Origin of the sequence: Baekduia soli, from assembly GCF_007970665.1 — a bacterium.
GTDB classification, from domain to species: domain Bacteria; phylum Actinomycetota; class Thermoleophilia; order Solirubrobacterales; family Solirubrobacteraceae; genus Baekduia; species Baekduia soli.
Genome location: NZ_CP042430.1, coordinates 4102915 through 4119476 on the forward strand (window position 1 = coordinate 4102915; position 16562 = coordinate 4119476).

General features: G+C 71.4%; 16 protein-coding genes. 4 read left to right on the forward strand and 12 right to left on the reverse strand.

What is annotated here, in order from left to right; translation table 11 throughout:
* Positions 1 to 4 precede the first annotated feature (4 nt).
* From FSW04_RS19855 to rpsA, 3 genes are read right to left on the reverse strand one after another with little or no spacing between them, the layout of a single operon-like run.
* Positions 5 to 649: a lytic transglycosylase domain-containing protein gene (locus FSW04_RS19855; protein WP_146921967.1), complete on the reverse strand. Its 645-nt coding sequence runs from the start codon at positions 647 to 649 to the stop codon at positions 5 to 7.
* Complete coding sequence (gene coaE, locus FSW04_RS19860) at positions 646 to 1308, reverse strand: dephospho-CoA kinase (RefSeq protein ID WP_146921968.1); 663 nt, start codon at positions 1306 to 1308, stop codon at positions 646 to 648. Before coaE ends, FSW04_RS19855 begins: the two co-directional genes overlap by 4 nt.
* Positions 1309 to 1322: 14 nt before the next feature.
* The gene (gene rpsA, locus FSW04_RS19865) at positions 1323 to 2807 is read right to left on the reverse strand and encodes a 30S ribosomal protein S1 (protein WP_146921969.1); all 1485 of its coding nucleotides are present in this window, start codon (positions 2805 to 2807) and stop codon (positions 1323 to 1325) included.
* A gap of 71 nt (positions 2808 to 2878) precedes the next feature.
* Between rpsA and FSW04_RS19870 the strand changes: the two genes are divergently transcribed.
* A complete protein-coding gene (locus FSW04_RS19870; protein ID WP_146921970.1) occupies positions 2879 to 4033 on the forward strand; it encodes an NAD(P)/FAD-dependent oxidoreductase in 1155 nt (384 codons plus the stop codon).
* Between the two features lie 15 nt (positions 4034 to 4048).
* Here the strand turns inward: FSW04_RS19870 and polA are convergent, their stop codons facing one another.
* Positions 4049 to 6658, reverse strand: a complete 2610-nt coding sequence (polA, locus tag FSW04_RS19875) for a DNA polymerase I (RefSeq protein WP_146921971.1) — start codon at positions 6656 to 6658, stop codon at positions 4049 to 4051.
* A 109-nt stretch (positions 6659 to 6767) separates the two neighbouring features.
* On the opposite strand from polA, the gene FSW04_RS19880 reads away from it, so the two are divergent.
* The 3 genes from FSW04_RS19880 (at position 6768) to FSW04_RS19890 (ending at position 9781) form a co-directional block, all read left to right on the forward strand.
* Positions 6768 to 8231, forward strand: a complete 1464-nt coding sequence (locus tag FSW04_RS19880) for an NAD-dependent malic enzyme (protein ID WP_146921972.1) — start codon at positions 6768 to 6770, stop codon at positions 8229 to 8231.
* A gap of 70 nt (positions 8232 to 8301) precedes the next feature.
* Positions 8302 to 9207 carry a TIGR01777 family oxidoreductase gene (locus FSW04_RS19885; protein WP_146921973.1) on the forward strand — a complete coding sequence of 302 codons (906 nt, stop codon included), beginning with the start codon at positions 8302 to 8304 and terminating at the stop codon, positions 9205 to 9207.
* 22 nt (positions 9208 to 9229) lie between these two features.
* Complete coding sequence (locus FSW04_RS19890) at positions 9230 to 9781, forward strand: HhH-GDP family DNA glycosylase (RefSeq protein WP_146921974.1); 552 nt, start codon at positions 9230 to 9232, stop codon at positions 9779 to 9781.
* Here FSW04_RS19890 and FSW04_RS19895 read toward each other — a convergent pair.
* From FSW04_RS19895 to trpA, 8 genes are all read right to left on the reverse strand, one after another.
* Positions 9771 to 10031, reverse strand: a complete 261-nt coding sequence (locus FSW04_RS19895) for a hypothetical protein (protein ID WP_146921975.1) — start codon at positions 10029 to 10031, stop codon at positions 9771 to 9773. The genes FSW04_RS19890 and FSW04_RS19895 overlap by 11 nt on opposite strands.
* A 1-nt stretch (position 10032) precedes the next feature.
* On the reverse strand, positions 10033 to 10806 hold the full coding sequence (locus FSW04_RS19900; RefSeq protein ID WP_146921976.1) for an ABC transporter ATP-binding protein: 774 nt from the start codon (positions 10804 to 10806) through the stop codon (positions 10033 to 10035).
* Positions 10803 to 11639 carry an ABC transporter ATP-binding protein gene (locus FSW04_RS19905; RefSeq protein ID WP_146921977.1) on the reverse strand — a complete coding sequence of 279 codons (837 nt, stop codon included), beginning with the start codon at positions 11637 to 11639 and terminating at the stop codon, positions 10803 to 10805. Before FSW04_RS19905 ends, FSW04_RS19900 begins: the two co-directional genes overlap by 4 nt.
* The gene (locus tag FSW04_RS19910; RefSeq protein WP_228430602.1) at positions 11636 to 12850 is read right to left on the reverse strand and encodes a branched-chain amino acid ABC transporter permease; all 1215 of its coding nucleotides are present in this window, start codon (positions 12848 to 12850) and stop codon (positions 11636 to 11638) included. Before FSW04_RS19910 ends, FSW04_RS19905 begins: the two co-directional genes overlap by 4 nt.
* Positions 12851 to 12855: 5 nt before the next feature.
* Positions 12856 to 13914: a branched-chain amino acid ABC transporter permease gene (locus FSW04_RS19915; protein WP_146921978.1), complete on the reverse strand. Its 1059-nt coding sequence runs from the start codon at positions 13912 to 13914 to the stop codon at positions 12856 to 12858.
* 71 nt (positions 13915 to 13985) lie between these two features.
* Positions 13986 to 15200 carry a branched-chain amino acid ABC transporter substrate-binding protein gene (locus FSW04_RS19920; RefSeq protein ID WP_187368943.1) on the reverse strand — a complete coding sequence of 405 codons (1215 nt, stop codon included), beginning with the start codon at positions 15198 to 15200 and terminating at the stop codon, positions 13986 to 13988.
* Positions 15201 to 15593: 393 nt separating this feature from the next.
* Complete coding sequence (locus tag FSW04_RS26375; protein WP_187368944.1) at positions 15594 to 15755, reverse strand: hypothetical protein; 162 nt, start codon at positions 15753 to 15755, stop codon at positions 15594 to 15596.
* A gap of 13 nt (positions 15756 to 15768) precedes the next feature.
* Positions 15769 to 16557, reverse strand: coding sequence for a tryptophan synthase subunit alpha (gene trpA, locus FSW04_RS19925; RefSeq protein WP_146921980.1), 789 nt, complete (start codon positions 16555 to 16557; stop codon positions 15769 to 15771).
* Between the last annotated feature and the right edge of the window lie 5 nt (positions 16558 to 16562).

Below are 16562 nucleotides of genomic sequence, written 5' to 3' on the forward strand. Positions count from 1 at the left end.
GGCCTCAGAGGCCGAGCTGGTCGCGGTAGTGCGCGCGGTAGTCGTGCTCGGCGGCCAGGACCTTGCGGACGTAGCCGCGCGTCTCGCCGAACGGGATCGCGTCGATGCGCAGCGACTCCTCGCGCCCGCGGGCGTCGGCGACCCAGCGGTCGACGTTGCCCTCCCCCGCGTTGTAGGCCGCCAGGGCCAGCGTCTGGTTGCCGCCGTAGCGCGCCATGAGGTAGCGCAGGTAGAACGCGCCGTAGGCGATGTTGACCTGCGGCGTGCCCAGGTCGCTGATCTGGAACTGCGTGCCGCCGGACTTCGTCGCGATGTACTGCGCGGTGGCGGGCGTGAGCTGCATGAGCCCCTCGGCGCCGGCCGACGAGGTGCGTCCGTCGACGAACCGCGACTCGGCGTAGATGACCGCCGCGATCAGCGCCGGGTCCAGCCCCTTGTCGGCGGCCTGCTGGCGGATGATGTCCTCGTGGCGCAGCGGGAGCGCGATCTCCTGCACGGCCTGGTGGAAGAGCGGCTTGAGCAGGACCGCGCCGAACGCGGCCAGCGCGGCGGCGGCGAGCACGGCGACGATGCGGCGCCGGCGCACCTGGGCGCGGCGACCCGCCGCGGGACGGCGGCGGTGGGTGGCTCCGGCCGTGCGGGCGCTCATCGCGATCCCAGCGTCGCAAGCACGTCCGACAGCCTACGCTCCAGGTCGGCCACCGAGCCGTCGTTGCGCACGACGAACGTCGCACGCTGCGCCTTCTCGTCCTGGGAGAGCTGCCGCGCGGCGCGCTCGTCGACGGCCTCGTGGCCGCGGGCGGCCGCGCGCTCGCGGCGCACGTCCTCGTCGGCGACGACCGCGATCGTCGCGTCGTACAGGCCGTCCATGCCGGCCTCGAAGAGCAGCGGGGTCTCCACCACCGCGGCCTTCGGCGCGGGGTGGGCGCCCTCCTGCTCGGCGCGGAACTCGCGGACACGCTCGCCCACCAGCGGCCAGAGCAGGCCCTCCAGCCACTCGCGCTCCGCCGGCTCGGCGAAGACGTGGCGCGCGATGGCCCCGCGGTCGACGACGCCGCCGGGCGCCACCTCCGGCCCCCAGCGCGCGACGACCGCGTCGCGGACCGTGGCGGAGGCGTAGAGCTCGTGGACGACGGCGTCGGTGGAGATCGTCGCCGCGCCGAGGCGCTCCAGGGCCGCGCACGCCGTCGACTTGCCGGACCCCAGGCCGCCGGTCAGGGCGACGAAGGGGACGCGGAAGACGCCGGCGGCCGCACCGTTGTCGGTGCGGCCGCCGGAGGTGACGTGATGCGGGGGGTCGGCGGCCACGAGGCCGCGCGTCCTCAGGCCTGGGGCTCGGCGTCCGGGGCGTCGGGCGCCTCGGCCGCAGCCTCGTCCTCGGGGTCGGGCGGGGCCGCAGCCTCGTCCTCGGGGGCGGGGTCGGGCTGGGGCGCAGCCTCGGCCTCGGCCTCGACGGCGTCGCCGGCGGCCTCGATCGGCAGCCCGGACTCCTCGATGGCCGCCTCGGCCTCGTCGACCTCGGCCGGCGGCGCCTCGGCGCTGACCTCGGCGTCGGGCGCGTCGCCACCGGCGAACACGTCCTCGCTGAGGCCGAGCTCCGGCACGTCGTCGAGGTCGCCGGCGCCGGCACCCTCGCCGGGCGCGGGCAGGCCGGCCTCGCGGGCCCGGATCTCGCTCGGCAGGATCTGACCCTCCACGCGCTTGATCGACAGCGACAGCCGCCGGCGCTCGGAGTCGATCTCGAGGATCTTCACGCGCACGACGTCGCCCGGCTGGACGACCTCGCGCGGGTTCTCCACGTGATGGGCGGCCAGCTCGGAGATGTGCACGAGCCCCTCGACGCCGTCGAGGATCTCGACGAACGCGCCGAAGGTGACGACCTTGGTGACGGTGCCCTCGAGCTCGTCACCCACGTTGTAGGTGTCGACGACCCGCTGCCACGGATCCTCCTGGGTCTGCTTGAGGCCCAGGGAGATGCGCTGGCGGTCACGGTCGATGTCCAGGACCTTGACCTGGACCGTGTCGCCGATGTTCAGGATCTCGCTCGGGTGGTTGACATGCGACCACGAGAGCTCGGAGATGTGGATGAGGCCGTCGATGCCGTTCAGATCCACGAACGCGCCGAAGTCGACGATGTTCGAGATGACGCCCTCGACGACGAGGCCCGGCTGCAGGCGGTCCAGGATCTCCTGGCGCTGCTCCTTGCGCTCCTCTTCCAGCACGGCCCGTCGCGACAGGACCACGTTGTTTCGCGACCGATTGAGCTCTATAACCTTGCACTCGATCGGCTGGCCCATGTACTCGTCGAGGTTGGGCACCCTCCGGATGTCCACCAGCGATGCGGGCAGGAAGCCGCGGACGCCGAGGTCCACGATGAGGCCGCCCTTGACGACCTCGATGACGGTGCCGGTCACGGGCTGGCCGGACTCGGCCGCCGCCTCGATGTTGCGCCATGCCTTCTCGAAGCGCGCACGCTTCTTGGACATGATGAGGCGGCCGTCCTGGTCCTCCTTGGTGAGGACGAGTGCATCGACCTCCTCACCGAGCTCCACCTCGTCGTGGGGATCCACGTTCTTGCGGATGGAGAGCTCGTTCGAGGGGATGACGCCCTCGGACTTGTAGCCGATGTCTACGAGGACTTCGTCGTTGTCGATGCGGACGACGCGTCCGCTGACGACCTCGCCCTCCTCGAACGGAGCGAAGGTGGCGTCGTAATTCGGGACGATGTGGCCGTCGATCTCGAGCAGCAGGCCGTCGCTGCCCTCGACGATCTTCGCCTCAGGAGTCGGTTGGATGGTCTGGGTCATGTGCGACCCCGAAGGGTAGCGCGAATGGCCTGTCCGGCGGGGCGCGCCGCAGCGGCTAGCATCGCGGTCCCATGCCGGTTCGCGCAACGAAACGTGGTGCACAGCGGACGCCCCTGGGCGGCGACCATGACGTCGTCGTCTGCGGCGCATCCTTCGGGGGCCTGGCCGTCGCGCGCGAGCTGCGCGGGAGCGGGGCGCGCGTGCTCGTGCTCGACCGCTACGAGATCGGCGAGCGCCAGACCTCCGCGTGCGCCGCCCCGACGGAGTGGCTGACCAACCTCGGGCTCGGCCCCTCCATCCTGCAGACGTTCGACGACATCGTCGTCCACCGGCCCGAGCGCACCTACCGCTGGAACCTGCCGTGGACGTTCTCGACGTTCGACTACCGCGAGCTGTGCGCGCTGCTGGCCGCCCAGGGCGACTTCACGTTCGAGACCGCCAAGGTCGACGGGATCACGCGCGGGACCGTGCACACCGTCCACACCGACCGCGGGGACCTGCGCGCGCCGCTCGTGGTCGACGCGCTCGGGTGGCGCCGCGTGCTGGCCGAGGGCGCCGACGCCGTCCAGCCGCCCGAGGCGCGGCTCTCGCGAGGCCTGGAGGTCCACCCGCGGGCCGGCGGGTCCGACCTCGAGCTCTGGCTCGACCCGAAGTACATCGGCCCGGGCTACTCGTGGGCGTTTCCGGCCGGCGACGAGGTGCGCGTCGGCGTGGGCTCGTTCGACCCGCGCCGCCACGTCAAGGACCCCACGGTCCGCCTCGCGACCGACCTCGGGGTCGACAGCGTCGGCTACCAGGGCAACTGGATCCCCCACCGGCTGCGACCCGCCACGGGCGGCGGGGTGTTCTACGTCGGCGACAGCGCCGGCCACTGCCTGCCCACCACCGCCGAGGGCATTCGCACCGCGCTCTACTTCGGCCTGGCCTGCGGGCGCGAGCTGCGCCGGGTCATCGAGGGCACGCAGACGCGCGAGCAGGCGCTGGACCGCTACGGCTCGTTCAGCGACGACCACAAGTGGGCCTTCGAGTGGCTGCTGCGCGTGCAGACGATGGTCAGCGCCGTCAACCGCTACCCGGCGATGGACACGACCCTGCGCGTGATGAGCCGCCCGCGCATGACGCGCTGGGCGTTCACGCACTACCTCAACATCACGCCGCCGTCGTTCGCGCTGCACGAGGGCCGTCCGTGGTCGGCCGCGCGCTGGCGCCCGCCGGTCGCGGCCTAGGCCCGGGCGGACTCGCTACTTCGCGTCGAGCCAGGTCTGGCCGACGCCGACGTCGACGGCCAACGGCGGCGTGCGATCGCCCCACGGCGCGACCATCTCGCGCTCGACGAGCTCGCCCACCGCGTCGGCCTCCTCGGGCGGGCCCTCGAAGAGCAGCTCGTCGTGGATCGTGAGGATCATGCGCGTCTGCAGGTCCGTCGCGGCCAGCGCGCGGTGCACGCCGATCATCGCCAGCTTCATGACGTCGGCCGCGGTGCCCTGGATGACCGTGTTGACCGCCAGCCGCTCGCCCAGCGTGCGCACCTGGTAGTTGCGGGCCCGCAGCTCCGGGATCTGGCGCCGGCGGCCGTACAGCGTGGACACGTACCCGAGCTCCTTGGCCTGCTCGATCGTCGTGGCCATGAACTCGGCGACCTTGGAGAAGCGCTCGAGGTAGGCGTCGATGAAGGCCTTGGCCTCCTCGCGGGCGATGTTGAGGCGGTCGGCCAGGCCGTAGTCGCTCAGCCCGTAGACGATCCCGTAGTTGATCATCTTGGACTTGGAGCGGTCCATGGGCGTCAGCTCCGACGCCGGCTTGCCGAACACCTGCGAGGCCGTCGCGGTGTGGACGTCCTCGCCGCGCACGAAGATCTCCTTGAGCACCGGCTCGTCGGCGATGAACGCCAGCACGCGCAGCTCGACCTGCGAGTAGTCGGCGGAGATGAGCACGTGGCCCGGAGCCGCCTCGAAGCAGCCGCGGATCTCCCGGCCCAGCTCGGTGCGCACGGGCACGTTCTGCAGGTTGGGGTCCGTCGAGGCCAGGCGGCCCGTCGTCGCGCCCGACTGGATGAACGTCGTATGGATGCGCGACTCGGCGTCGGCGAGCTGGGGCAGCACGTCGAGGTAGGTCTTCATGAGCTGGTTGAGCTCACGCCAGCGCTCGATGCGTGGGATGATCGGATGCTCGTCGCGGATGGCCTGCAGCACGCGCGCGTCGGTCGAGAACCCGGTCTTTCCGCGGCGCTTGCGCGACAGCCCGAGCTTGTCGAACAGGATCGCGCCGAGCTGCTGCGGCGAGCCGATCGTGAACTCATCGCCGGCCAGGTCCCAGATCTCGCGCTCCAGCCCGGCGATCTCGTCCTGGACGCGGTGGCGGATCTTCGCCAGGCGCTCCTGGTCGAGCCGCACGCCGGCGATCTCCATGTCGCGCAGCACGGAGACCAGCGGCAGCTCGGCGTCGCGCAGCAGCGCCGTCAGCCCGCGCTCGGTGAGCTGCTCGCGCTGCCAGGCGGCCAGCGCCTGCCCGAGCGCGGCGTCGGCGGCCAGCGGGGCGGGCGCGTCGCACTTCAGGCCCCGCTCCTCGCAGATCTCCGAGAACGGGAAGCCGCGCCGGGCGGGCTCCAGCAGGTAGGCGGCCAGCAGCGTGTCGTGGGCCAGCACCGGCGGCACGACGCCCAGGGCCTTGGCGTCGTGGACGATCACCGGGCGGTCGCCGAGCGCGGAGACGAGCTCCTCCGCGCTGTCCATCGTCCCGTAGAGCCCCTCCTCCCCCACCACGGCGCCGAAGCGCCACGTCGGGTTCTCGGCCAGCAGCTGACCCTCGGGGATCAGCGGCGGCTCGACGGCGATCGTGATCTCCGAGCCCGCGGGGCCCAGCGTGCGCACGTCGGCGACGCCCCCCTCGCGCGCCCGGACCCGGACGGTCGCCTCCTCGGTGGGGATGGCCGGCACGGTCTCGTCCTCGACGGCCAGCGCGTCCTCCAGCCGGGCCAGCGGGGCACGCAGCTCGAAGCGGCGGAAGACGTCGCGCAGGGTGGAGCGGTCGGGCTCGCGCGCGGCCTCGGCGACCGGGTCGACGTCGACGGGCACGTCGCGCAGGATCGTCGCCAGCTGCTTGGACACCCGCGCGTCGTCGGCGTGCTCGACGAGGTTCTGCTTGCGCTTGGCCCCGGAGATCTCCTCGACCGACGCGAGCACGGTCTCGAGGTCGCCGAAGCGCTGCAGCAGGTCGGTCGCGGTCTTGTCCCCGATGCCGGGGATCCCCGGGATGTTGTCCGACGTGTCGCCCTTGAGCCCGTAGAAGTCCGGGATGAGCTCGGGCGGGATCCCGTAGCGGTCGAGGACGGCCTGGTAGTCGTAGAGCTTGGTGTCGGTGATGCCGCGCCCGGTGGCCATCACGCGCACGCGGGAGTCCGGATCGATGAGCTGGAAGATGTCGCGGTCGCCGGTGACGACGACGACCGGGACGTCCTGCCGGCGCGCGCGCTCGGCGATCGTCGCGATGACGTCGTCGGCCTCGTAGCCCTCGACCTTGACGTTGCGGTAGCCGAAGGCCTCCACGAGCGGCTCGAGGTGCGGCCACTGCTCCCGCAGCAGGTCGGGGCGCGACTGGCGCGTCGCCTTGTAGTCGGGCGAGACCTCCTTGCGCCCCGAGTGCCCGGCATCCCACACGACGATCGTGGGCTTCTGACCATGCTCGGTGAGGAGCTTGACGAGCATGGAGGCGAACCCGAAGATCGCGTTGGTCGGGAAGCCCGTGGACGTCGCGATGGACTCCGGGAGGGCGAAGAACGCCCGGTAGGCCAGCGAGCTGCCGTCGATGAGATAGAGCTCGTCGTGCTGTCCGCCTGACCCGTTGTCCGCCATCGTCAGGACCCTAGCGCCAGCCCCGCCCGGCGGCGCGCGCGCGTGCCATACAAGTACGCAGAACGCGGTGGCCCTGACGGCGGGGACGTCCCCTAGAGTCCGGCTCCGAATGCCCTCGCCCTCCGCCCAGTTCTCGCTCACCATCCGGGTCCAGATCGCCGACCGCCCCGGCATGCTCGGCGCGGTGGCCAGCGCCATCGGCCGGGTCGGGGCGAGCATCGGCTCCATCGACCTCGTGGAGGTCCAGGACGGGGTGCTCCTGCGCGACATCACCGTCGACGCCTCCGACATGGAGCACTGGGGCCGCATCGTCGGCGCCCTCGACGACCTCGACGGCGTGACGGTGATCGACACCATCGACCGCACGTTCCGGATGCACGTCGGCGGCAAGATCGAGCAGCACAACAAGTCGCCGCTGAAGACCCGCGCCGACCTCTCCATGGCCTACACGCCGGGCGTCGCGCGCGTCTGCGAGGCCATCGCCGCCGACCCCGACAAGGCGTTCCAGTACACGATCAAGCGCAACACGGTGGCCGTCGTCTCCGACGGGACGGCCGTGCTGGGCCTCGGCGACATCGGCCCGCGCGCCGCGATGCCGGTGATGGAGGGCAAGGCGATGCTCTTCAAGGAGTTCGCCAACGTCGACGCGTTCCCGATCTGCGTGGACACCAAGGACCCCGACGAGATCGTCGAGCTCGTGGTCAACATCGCCCCGGGCTTCGGCGGCATCAACCTCGAGGACATCAGCGCGCCGCGCTGCTTCGAGATCGAGGAGCGGCTGAAGGCCCGGCTCGACATCCCCGTCTTCCACGACGACCAGCACGGCACGGCCATCGTGACGCTCGCGGCGCTGCTCAACGCCTGCCGGCTCATGGGCAAGCGGCTCGAGGACCTGCACGTGCTCGTCATCGGGCTCGGGGCCGCCGGGGTGGCGGTCACCAAGATCCTCATGGTCGCCGGCGTGCGCCACATCGTCGGCGCCGACTCCCGCGGCGTGCTGTCGACGCGCCGGCCCGACTACGAGGACGGCTCGATGCCGCCGATCAAGCGCTGGTACGCCGAGGCCACGAACCCCGAGCGGCTGTCGGGCACCCCGGCCGACGTCATCGACGGCATGGACCTGCTCATCGGGCTGTCGGGCGCGCGCGTGTTCCCGCCGCAGGCGCTGGCGCGGATGAACGACGACGCGATGGTCTTCGCCATGGCCAACCCGACGCCCGAGGTCTCCCCCGAGGAGGCCGCGCCCTACGTCCGGATCATGGCCACGGGACGCTCGGACTACCCCAACCAGATCAACAACGTGCTCGCGTTCCCCGGGATCTTCCGCGGCGCGCTGGACGTGCGGGCCCCGCAGATCACCGAGCCGATGAAGATGGCCGCCGCGCGGGCGATCGCCGGGATCGTGCCGGAGTCCGAGCTGCGCGAGGACTACATCATCCCGTCGGTGTTCAACCGCGACGTCGCGCCGGCGGTCGCGGCGGCCGTCAGCGCCGAGGCGCGCCGGGCCGGCGACAACCGCGCGGGCGACACGATCGGCTTCGCCGCGCTGGACATCGAGCAGCTCCGGAGCTAGGCGAACGCCGGCCCAGGGGGCCGGTCTCGGTCTTGATCCCCCACGGTCGTGGCGCGCGTACGTTGCACTGATGAACGTCACCCTCACCGGCGCCACCGGCCTCATCGGGACCAAGCTCGTCCGCGCGCTGCGCGACCGCGGCGACGAGGTCACCGTCCTCTCGCGCTCGCCCGAGCGCGCCAAGGAGAAGCTCGGCGTGGCCGCAGTCGCATGGGACCTGCTGACCGAGCCCGCGCCCGCGGAGGCGCTGCGCGGACGCGACGCGGTCGTCCACCTGGCCGGCGAGCCGGTCGCCCAGCGCTGGAACGCCAAGGTCAAGCAGGCCATCCTCGAGAGCCGGGAGACCGGCACCCGCCACCTCGTGCAGGGCCTGGCCGCCGTGGGCGCCGAGGGCCCGCGCACACTCGTCTCCTCCTCGGCCGTGGGCTACTACGGCAAGCGCGGCGGCGAGACCCTGCCCGAGTCCACCCCCGCGGGCGACGACTTCCTCGCCCGGGTCTGCGTGACGTGGGAGCGCGAGGCCGACGCCGCCGGCCCGCTGGGCGTGCGCGTGGTCAAGATCCGCACCGGCGTGGTGCTCGACGCCGGCGGCGGCGCGCTGAAGACGATGCTGCCGCCGTTCAAGCTCGGCGTCGGCGGGCCCGTCGCCGGCGGGCGCCAGTACCTGCCGTGGATCCACGTCGACGACCTCGTCGGGCTCTACCTGCGCGCCCTGGACGACGACGGCTGGCAGGGCGCCTACAACGGCAGCGCCCCCACCCCGGTCACCAACAAGGACTTCAGCCGCGCGCTGGGCCGGGCGCTGCACCGCCCCGCCGTGGCGCCGGTGCCCGGCGCGGCGCTGCGCCTGCTCTACGGCGACATGGCCGAGATCGTGACCGAGGGCCAGCGCGCGGTGCCCGACCGCGCCCTCGCCGGCGGCTTCGCCTTCGCCCACCCCAACCTCGACGAGGCGCTGGCCGACACGCTGGGCTGAGCGGCGGGGGTACGATCGGCCGGTGCCCGACCGACTGTGGTTCACCGGGTCCGACGAGGCCAATGCGCTCATCGCGACCGATCCGATGGCGCTGCTGGTGGGTTTCGCGCTCGACCAGCAGCAGACCGTCCAGAAGGCCTTCTCCGGGCCGCTCGTGCTGCGCGAGCGCCTGGGCGCCGTCGACGCCCGGACGCTCGCCGAGGCCGACCTCGACCCCGTGTTCCGGGGCCCGCCCGCCGTGCACCGCTATCCCGGCGCCATGGCCAAGCGCGTCCACGCCCTGGCCGTGCACGTGTGCGAGCGCTACGACGGGGACGCCGCGCGGATCTGGCGCGACGCGCCCGACGCCGACGCGCTGCGGGCCAACCTGCTCGCGCTGCCGGGCTTCGGCGCGATGACGAGCATCTCGCTGGCCGCCGTGCTGGCCAAGCACTTCGGCGTCGACGCGGCCTGGCCGCTCGTGCCGCCGCATCCCACGCTGGGCGACGTGGACTCCGCGCAGGCGCTGACGGAGTACCAGGCCGCCAAGCGCCTGCACAAGAAGGAGTGGGCGAAGGCGCGCGCTACGTCGTGACGTTGCCGGCGTCGTCGCCGCCCGAGCGCTGCTTGCGCCGCCGCGACCACTTCGACAGCGGGCGGGCCGGGACGACGAGCCAGATCGCGACGCCGATGAGCGACAGCACCAGGCCGGTGCCCAGCCCCCACTTCTCGCCGTAGCCCTTGCGGTCCGACAGCCAGCTCGCGGCCCAGGCCGAGGCCAGCCACACGTAGAGGAAGTAGAAGGCCTTCGCGCCGACGGCGCCGAGGATGAGGGTGGCGGTCATGTCAGGTGCCCAGGTAGGCGGCCTTGACGCGCTCGTCGTCGCGCAGCGCGGCCGAGTGGTCGGACAGGGCGACGGTCCCGGTCTCCAGCACGTAGCCGCGCGTGGACACGTCGAGGGCGTAGTTGGCGTTCTGCTCGACGAGCAGGATCGTGACGCCCTGCTCGTTGATCTCCCGGATGATCTCGTAGATCTTGTCGACGATCACCGGCGCGAGCCCCAGGGAGGGTTCGTCGAGGAGCAGCAGCCGGGGCTGGGCCATGAGCGCGCGGCCCATCGCCAGCATCTGCTGCTCGCCGCCCGACATCGTCCCCGCCTTCTGCTTCTCGCGCTCCTTCAGCCGCGGGAACAGGTCGTAGACGCGGTCGATGTCGGCGCGGATGCCGGCGTGGTCCTTGCGGGTGAACGCGCCCATCTCGAGGTTCTCGAGCACCGTCATGCGCGGGAAGATCCGTCGGCCCTCGGGCGAGTGGGCGATGCCCATCGCCGCGACCTCGTGGCCCGGGATCCCGGTGATGTCGCGGCCCTGGAAGACGATCTTGCCGATCTTGGGCGGCACGATGCCCGAGATCGAACGCAGCGTCGTGGTCTTGCCCGCGCCGTTGGAGCCGATGAGCGTGACGATCTCGCCCTCGAAGACGTCGAGCGAGATGCCCTTGAGCGCCTGGATCGCGCCGTAGAACGTCTGGATGTCGTCGACCCGCAGGACGGGCTCGGCGGTCGCGGTCGCCGCGGGCGCCGGGCCGGTGCCGGGGTCCGGGGTCTCGGGCGTGCTCATGCCTGGCTCCCGAGATAGGCCTCGATGACGCGGGGGTTCTGGCGCACCTCGGTGGGCGAGCCCTCGGCGATCTTCTCGCCGTGGTCGAGGACCGTGATGTGGTCGGAGACGTTCATGACCACCTTCATGTCGTGCTCGATGAGCAGGATGGACATGTCACGCTCGGTGCGCAGGCGGTCCATGAGCGCGCGCAGCTGCTCGGACTCCTGTGGGTTCATGCCCGCCGTGGGCTCGTCGAGCAGCAGCAGGCGCGGCTCGGACCCCAGCGCCCGGGCGATCTCCAGGCGGCGCTGGTCGCCGTAGGGCAGGTTCATCGCCAGCTCGTCCTTGCGCTTGAGCCCGACGAAGTCCAGCAGCTCGCGGGCCCGCTCCCGCGAGTTCTTCTCCTCGCGGCGCACGAACGGCGTGCGCAGGATCATGCCCGTGACGCGCGAGCGCAGCCGCGGGTGCATGCCGACCTGGACGTTCTCCACCGCGGTCATGGTCCGGAACAGCTTGATGTTCTGGAACGTGCGCGCGATGCCCGCCGAGGTGACGACGTCCGGGCGCTTGGCGGTGATGTCGCGCCCGTCGAAGATCACCCGCCCGGTCGTGGGCCGGTACAGGCCCGTCAGGCAGTTGAAGAACGTCGTCTTGCCCGCGCCGTTGGGGCCGATGAGCGACACGATGGCCTTGCGCGGCACGACGAAGTCGACGTCGTTGACCGCCACGAGGCCACCGAAGACCTTCGAGACGCCGATCACGTCCAGCACCGGGCCCTCGCCCGGCGGAACCGTCGCCACGGCGCCCACCGCGGCCTGCTGGACCTCGCCGATGGGCTCGTCGCCGCTCATTGACGCACCTCGTACATCTGCGACATGTCGCCGACCACGGCGGCGTCGCCGCCCTCGATCTCGGCCTCGTGCAGCTCCAGGCGCCTTCGGCCGGAGGGCAGGAAGCCCTCGGGACGCAGCACCATCATGATCAGCAGGAAGAACCCGAACACGCCGTAGGACACCGAGGTCGGGTCGAAGCCGATGTTGAGCTGGTTGAGCTCGGGCAGCCCGTAGCGGTTGAGCATCGACAGCGCGACGGCGCCGACGATCACCCCCCAGATGTTGCCCATGCCGCCGATGATGATCATGGCCAGCACGAACACCGAGAAGCCGAACTCGAACTGGTCGACGTTGACCGTGTTGTTGTAGGAGCCCAGGAACGCGCCGGCGAAGCCGCCGAACGCCGCGCCGATGGCGTAGGCCCACAGCTTGGTGCGCACGAGGTTGACGCCCATCGCGGCGGCCGCGACCTCGTCCTCGCGCACGGCGATCCACGCGCGGCCGAGGCGGGAGTCCCGCAGCCGGCGGTTGACGAAGACCGTGAACACGACCATCGCCAGGGCCACCCAGTACGCCGGTCTCAAGTTGAAGTCGGTATAGACCGCGCTCTTGGACCATGGCAGGTTGATGGTGTCGATCGGCGTGATGCCCTGGCGGCCGTTGGAGAAGTCCGTGCGGCCGATGCCGAACAGGCCGCTGGTGGAGTTCTCGAAGATGCGCGGCACGATCTCGCCGAAGGCCAAGGTCACGATGGCCAGGTAGTCGCCGCGCAGGCGCAGCGTCGGGCCGCCGAGCAGGATCCCCCACACCGCGGTGATCGCCATCGCGATGAAGATCACGATGAAGAAGTTGACGTGGATGCCCGGGATCTCGGCCTTCGTCCCGTTGAGCTTGAGCTGGAACGTACTGCGGTCGCTGGCCAGGATGTGGATGCCCTTGCCACCGTTGATGTCCGGGAACTGCTGGGAACCGAACCAGCCGATGACGAACGCGCCGATGGCGTAGAAGGCCACGTAGCCGAGGTCGAGCAGGCCGGCGAAGCCGACGACGATGTTCAGGCCCAGCGCCATGATGATGTAGGCCAGGGTCTGGATCGAGGCGTCCAGCAGCGAGCCCGTGCCGGCGATGTAGGGGAACAGGATCGCCAGGGCCAGCCCCGCCAGCATCCAGGCGGGCGGGGGCAACGTGCCGGCCACGACGTCCCGGGTGCGGCGGAAGGTGTCGGCCATGTCGCTCATCCTTCTCGCGTCTCCTCGCCGAACAGGCCCTGGGGCCTGAACACCATGACCATGATCAGCACGCCGAACACGACCGCCGGCGTCCACTGCGGCCCGAGCGGCAGCCCGAGGTACTCGCCGGAGTCCGACACCGCCTGGATGACGCCGATGATCAGGCCGCCGATCACCGCGCCCTTGAGGTTGCCGATCCCGCCCATGACCGCCGCGGTGAACGCGATCAGGCCGGCGGTGAAGCCCTGGTTGAAGCGGATCGTGCCGTTGTAGAGCGCGTAGATCAGCCCCGCGGCGCCGGCCATCAGGCCGCCGAGCAGGAACGTGAGCTGGATCGTGCGGTCCACGTCGATGCCCATGAGGCGCGCGGCGTCGGGATCCTGCGCGGTGGCGCGCATGGCCTTCCCGTAGCGGGTCGCCCCGATGAACCACAGCAGGGCCACCAGGAGCGGCACGGTCACGACGACCGCGAAGACGTCGGAGTGCTCGATCCCGACGTGGAAGATGGTGAAGTAGTCCTTCTGGGAGCCGATGAGGTCGGGGGCGCTGTCGGGCGTGGGCCGCCACAGCAGGCCGACGTTCTGCAGGATGAAGCTCATCCCGATCGCCGTGATCAGGGGCGCCAGCCTCGGCGCGTTGCGCAACGGCCGATAGGCGACGCGCTCGATGAGCACGTTCAGCGTCCCGCTGGCCAGCATCGCGATCGCCAGCACCACGATGATCGACAGGATCATCAGCGGGATGCCGGTCCTCTCGTCCACGCCGAAGGTGGCCCACAGCGACACGGAGACGAACGAGCCGATCATGAACACCTCGCCGTGGGCGAAGTTGATGAGCTCGACGATTCCGTAGACCAGCGTGTACCCGAGGGCGATGAGCGCCCAGATCGTCCCGTTGGACAGGCCCGTCTTGATGTCGTTCAGCGTCCCCGTCTGGTCGTAGACGAACTGCGCCACCAGCGCGGCGATCAGCAGGGCGGGCAGGGCGTAGGCGTTGATGACGTCGCCCAGCTTGCGCGCGGGCGGACCTGCCGACGCGGTCTCGGTGATCGATGCGGCTTCCATGGTGTCCTCCGACGAAGGGCGCGGAGCACCGGCCGGAACCATGGGGCCCCGGCCGGCGCGGCGCTCCGATGTCAGCTGGTCTGGGCCTTGATGACCTTGTCGAAGACGAGCTTGCCGTTCTGCACCCGGTCTCCGCCGTAGTCGGACAAGGTCGTGTCGCCGTTCTCGTCGATCGAGTACTTGCCGAGCACCGAGTCCCGGTCCTTGATCTTGAAGAAGGCGTCGATGACCGCCTGGCGGTCGTTGCCCTTGGCGCCCGCGTTCTGGATCGCCTGCAGCATGACGCCCATGGCCTCGTAGCCGTAGATGGCGTAGGCCTCCGGCTCGGTCCCGAACTTCGCCTTGTAGGTCTTGAAGAACTCCTGCCCGGCCGGCGGGTAGAGCTTCGGGTCCAGCGTCGGGTTGGTGATGTAGGTGACCTTCTCGAGGCTGGCGCCCAGCTTGGAGAAGAACGCCGTCTCGGCGACGCCGTCGGGCCCGAACAGCTTGGCCGTCGGCATCGCGGCGTGGAGGTCCTTGAAGAGCTGCACCGCGTTGTTGTCGGTGATGCCGCCGAAGAACACGCAGTCCGCGCCGGAGGCCTTGATCGTCTGGGCGACCGAGCGGTAGTTGGCGGCCTTCGGGTCCATGCCCGTGTTGCCGACGATCGTCAGGCCCTGCACCTTGGCGGCGGCCGCGACGTTCTTGGCCAGGCCGGCGCCGTAGACCTCCTTGTCGTTCAGGAGGTAGCTCTTGGTGCAGCCGTTGTCCTTCTGGTAGCTGACCTGCGCGGCGCCCTGGATGTGGTCGGCGGGCACGACGCGGCCGTAGGTGCGCTTGCCCGACGGGTAGTACTTGTCGGGCTCGCCCTTGTCGGCGCCCAGCGAGCGGGTGAGGCCCGTGGCCGTGTTCGACGGCGACACCTGCAGGACCCCGGCCTCGTTCAGGATCGGGATGGAGATCGCCGAGGCGCCCGAGTTGAACTCGCCCAGGTAGCCGATGGTCGACTTGTCCTGGGCCGCCTTGCGGGCATCGGCCGAGGTCGCGCCCGGATCCCACTTGCCGGCTGCGGCCGTGGAGTCGTCGAGGCTGACATACTTGATCGTGAAGTTGCCGACCTTGCCGCCCTTCGCGGCCAGCGCGAGCTTCTCGCCGTTGACGACCGAGAGCGACTGCGCCCGGGAGTCGCCCTGCAGCGGCAGGCTCGAGTAGATGGTCAGGGTGCTGGAGCCGGTGCTCCCGCTACTGGAACTGCTGGATTGGCTGCCACTGCTGCTGCTGCCGCACGCGGCAACACCGAAGGACAACGCAGCCAGCAGGCAGCCTGAGGCCGCCACATGACGTACGCGCAACGTGAGTCCCCTCCTCAAGGGATCGGTTCCGGAGAGACGCCGAGTCTAATCGCGTGGAGGGACCGCGCGCAATGGTCATCCCTGCACACCACAAGGTGGACAGGTCGCCTGACCTGTGGACCGGCGGTCCAGGACGCCCCCGGGCCGACCGGCGGCGCTGCCGGAGCGGGCGCGGGGCGGCGGCCCGCGCAGGACGGGCGAGGCGGGCCGGGCGGGCGAGGCGGGCCGGGCGGGCGAGGCGGGCCGGGCGGGCGAGGCGGGCGAGGCGGGCCGGGCGGGCGAGGCGGCCCGGGCGGAGGTGCGGCGAAGGGCCGGCGCGGGGCGCCGGAAGCGGCCGGGGCGGCCGGGTCAGCGGTTGCGCTTGGGCACGTACGGCTGCAGCAGCTTGACCGTGGCGGCGATGACCATGATCACGACGGCGATCATGAAGGAGTCGATCGACTTGGCGCCCAGCGCCCAGCCGATGATCCAGACCGCGAGCGCGGCGGTGATGGCGGCAGCGAGTCCCATGGCGCCGCGGATCCTAGCGGACCAGGGCGCGGGCGAACGCGCCGACCAGCTCGCGCACCGCGGCGGGTGGGTCATCGGCCTCGGCGGCGGCCCGGACGAGCCGGCTCCCGACGATGACGCCGTCCGCGCCGGCCTCCGCCGCCTCCAGGGCCTGCTCGGGCGAGCTGATGCCGAAGCCCAGCGCCACGGGCACGTCGGTGTGGCGCCGGGTGTGGGCGATGACGTCGGCGTAGCCCGCCGAGCCGCCCTGGCGCTCGCCCGTGGTCCCGGTGACCGAGACCGTGTAGACGAACCCCCGGGCGCGACCGCCGATCACGGCCAGCCGGTCCTCGGGGGTCGTCGGCGCGACGAGCGGCACGAGGGCCAGGCCGGCGGCGTCGCAGGCGGCCAGCAGCTCCGTGCTCTCCTCCAGCGGCAGGTCGGGGACGATGAGCCCGCTGGCCCCGGCCTCGGCCGCCTGCCGGGCGAAGGCCTCGACGCCCCGGGCCAGCACGAGGTTGGCGTAGAGCATCACGACGACCGGTACGCGTGCGGACAGCTCGGCGCAGACGCCGAAGATCCCGTCGACGGTCGCGCCCGCGCGCAGGGCCACGGTCCCGGCGGCGTGGATGACCGGGCCGTCGGCCAGCGGATCGGAGAACGGCACGCCGAGCTCGATGAGATCGGCCCCGCCGTCGACGTAGGCGTGGCCGATGGCCAGCGAGGTCGCCAGGTCCGGGAAGCCCCCCATCAGGTAGGGCATGAGCGCCGCGCGACCGGGAGCGCGGGCGAAGGCGGCGGCGATGCGCTGGGCTCCGTCCATAGGCG

Bases quoted from the DNA above. Each gene is read 5' to 3' on its own strand.
- FSW04_RS19855 (WP_146921967.1), bottom strand. From the start codon at position 649: ATGAGCGCCCGCACGGCCGGAGCCACCCACCGCCGCCGTCCCGCGGCG.
- rpsA (WP_146921969.1), bottom strand. From the start codon at position 2,807: ATGACCCAGACCATCCAACCGACTCCTGAGGCGAAGATCGTCGAGGGC.
- FSW04_RS19870 (WP_146921970.1), top strand. From the start codon at position 2,879: ATGCCGGTTCGCGCAACGAAACGTGGTGCACAGCGGACGCCCCTGGGC.
- polA (WP_146921971.1), bottom strand. From the start codon at position 6,658: ATGGCGGACAACGGGTCAGGCGGACAGCACGACGAGCTCTATCTCATC.
- FSW04_RS19880 (WP_146921972.1), top strand. From the start codon at position 6,768: ATGCCCTCGCCCTCCGCCCAGTTCTCGCTCACCATCCGGGTCCAGATC.
- FSW04_RS19885 (WP_146921973.1), top strand. From the start codon at position 8,302: ATGAACGTCACCCTCACCGGCGCCACCGGCCTCATCGGGACCAAGCTC.
- FSW04_RS19895 (WP_146921975.1), bottom strand. From the start codon at position 10,031: ATGACCGCCACCCTCATCCTCGGCGCCGTCGGCGCGAAGGCCTTCTAC.
- FSW04_RS19900 (WP_146921976.1), bottom strand. From the start codon at position 10,806: ATGAGCACGCCCGAGACCCCGGACCCCGGCACCGGCCCGGCGCCCGCG.
- FSW04_RS19905 (WP_146921977.1), bottom strand. From the start codon at position 11,639: ATGAGCGGCGACGAGCCCATCGGCGAGGTCCAGCAGGCCGCGGTGGGC.
- FSW04_RS19910 (WP_228430602.1), bottom strand. From the start codon at position 12,850: ATGGCCGACACCTTCCGCCGCACCCGGGACGTCGTGGCCGGCACGTTG.
- FSW04_RS19915 (WP_146921978.1), bottom strand. From the start codon at position 13,914: ATGGAAGCCGCATCGATCACCGAGACCGCGTCGGCAGGTCCGCCCGCG.
- FSW04_RS26375 (WP_187368944.1), bottom strand. From the start codon at position 15,755: ATGGGACTCGCTGCCGCCATCACCGCCGCGCTCGCGGTCTGGATCATC.
- trpA (WP_146921980.1), bottom strand. From the start codon at position 16,557: ATGGACGGAGCCCAGCGCATCGCCGCCGCCTTCGCCCGCGCTCCCGGT.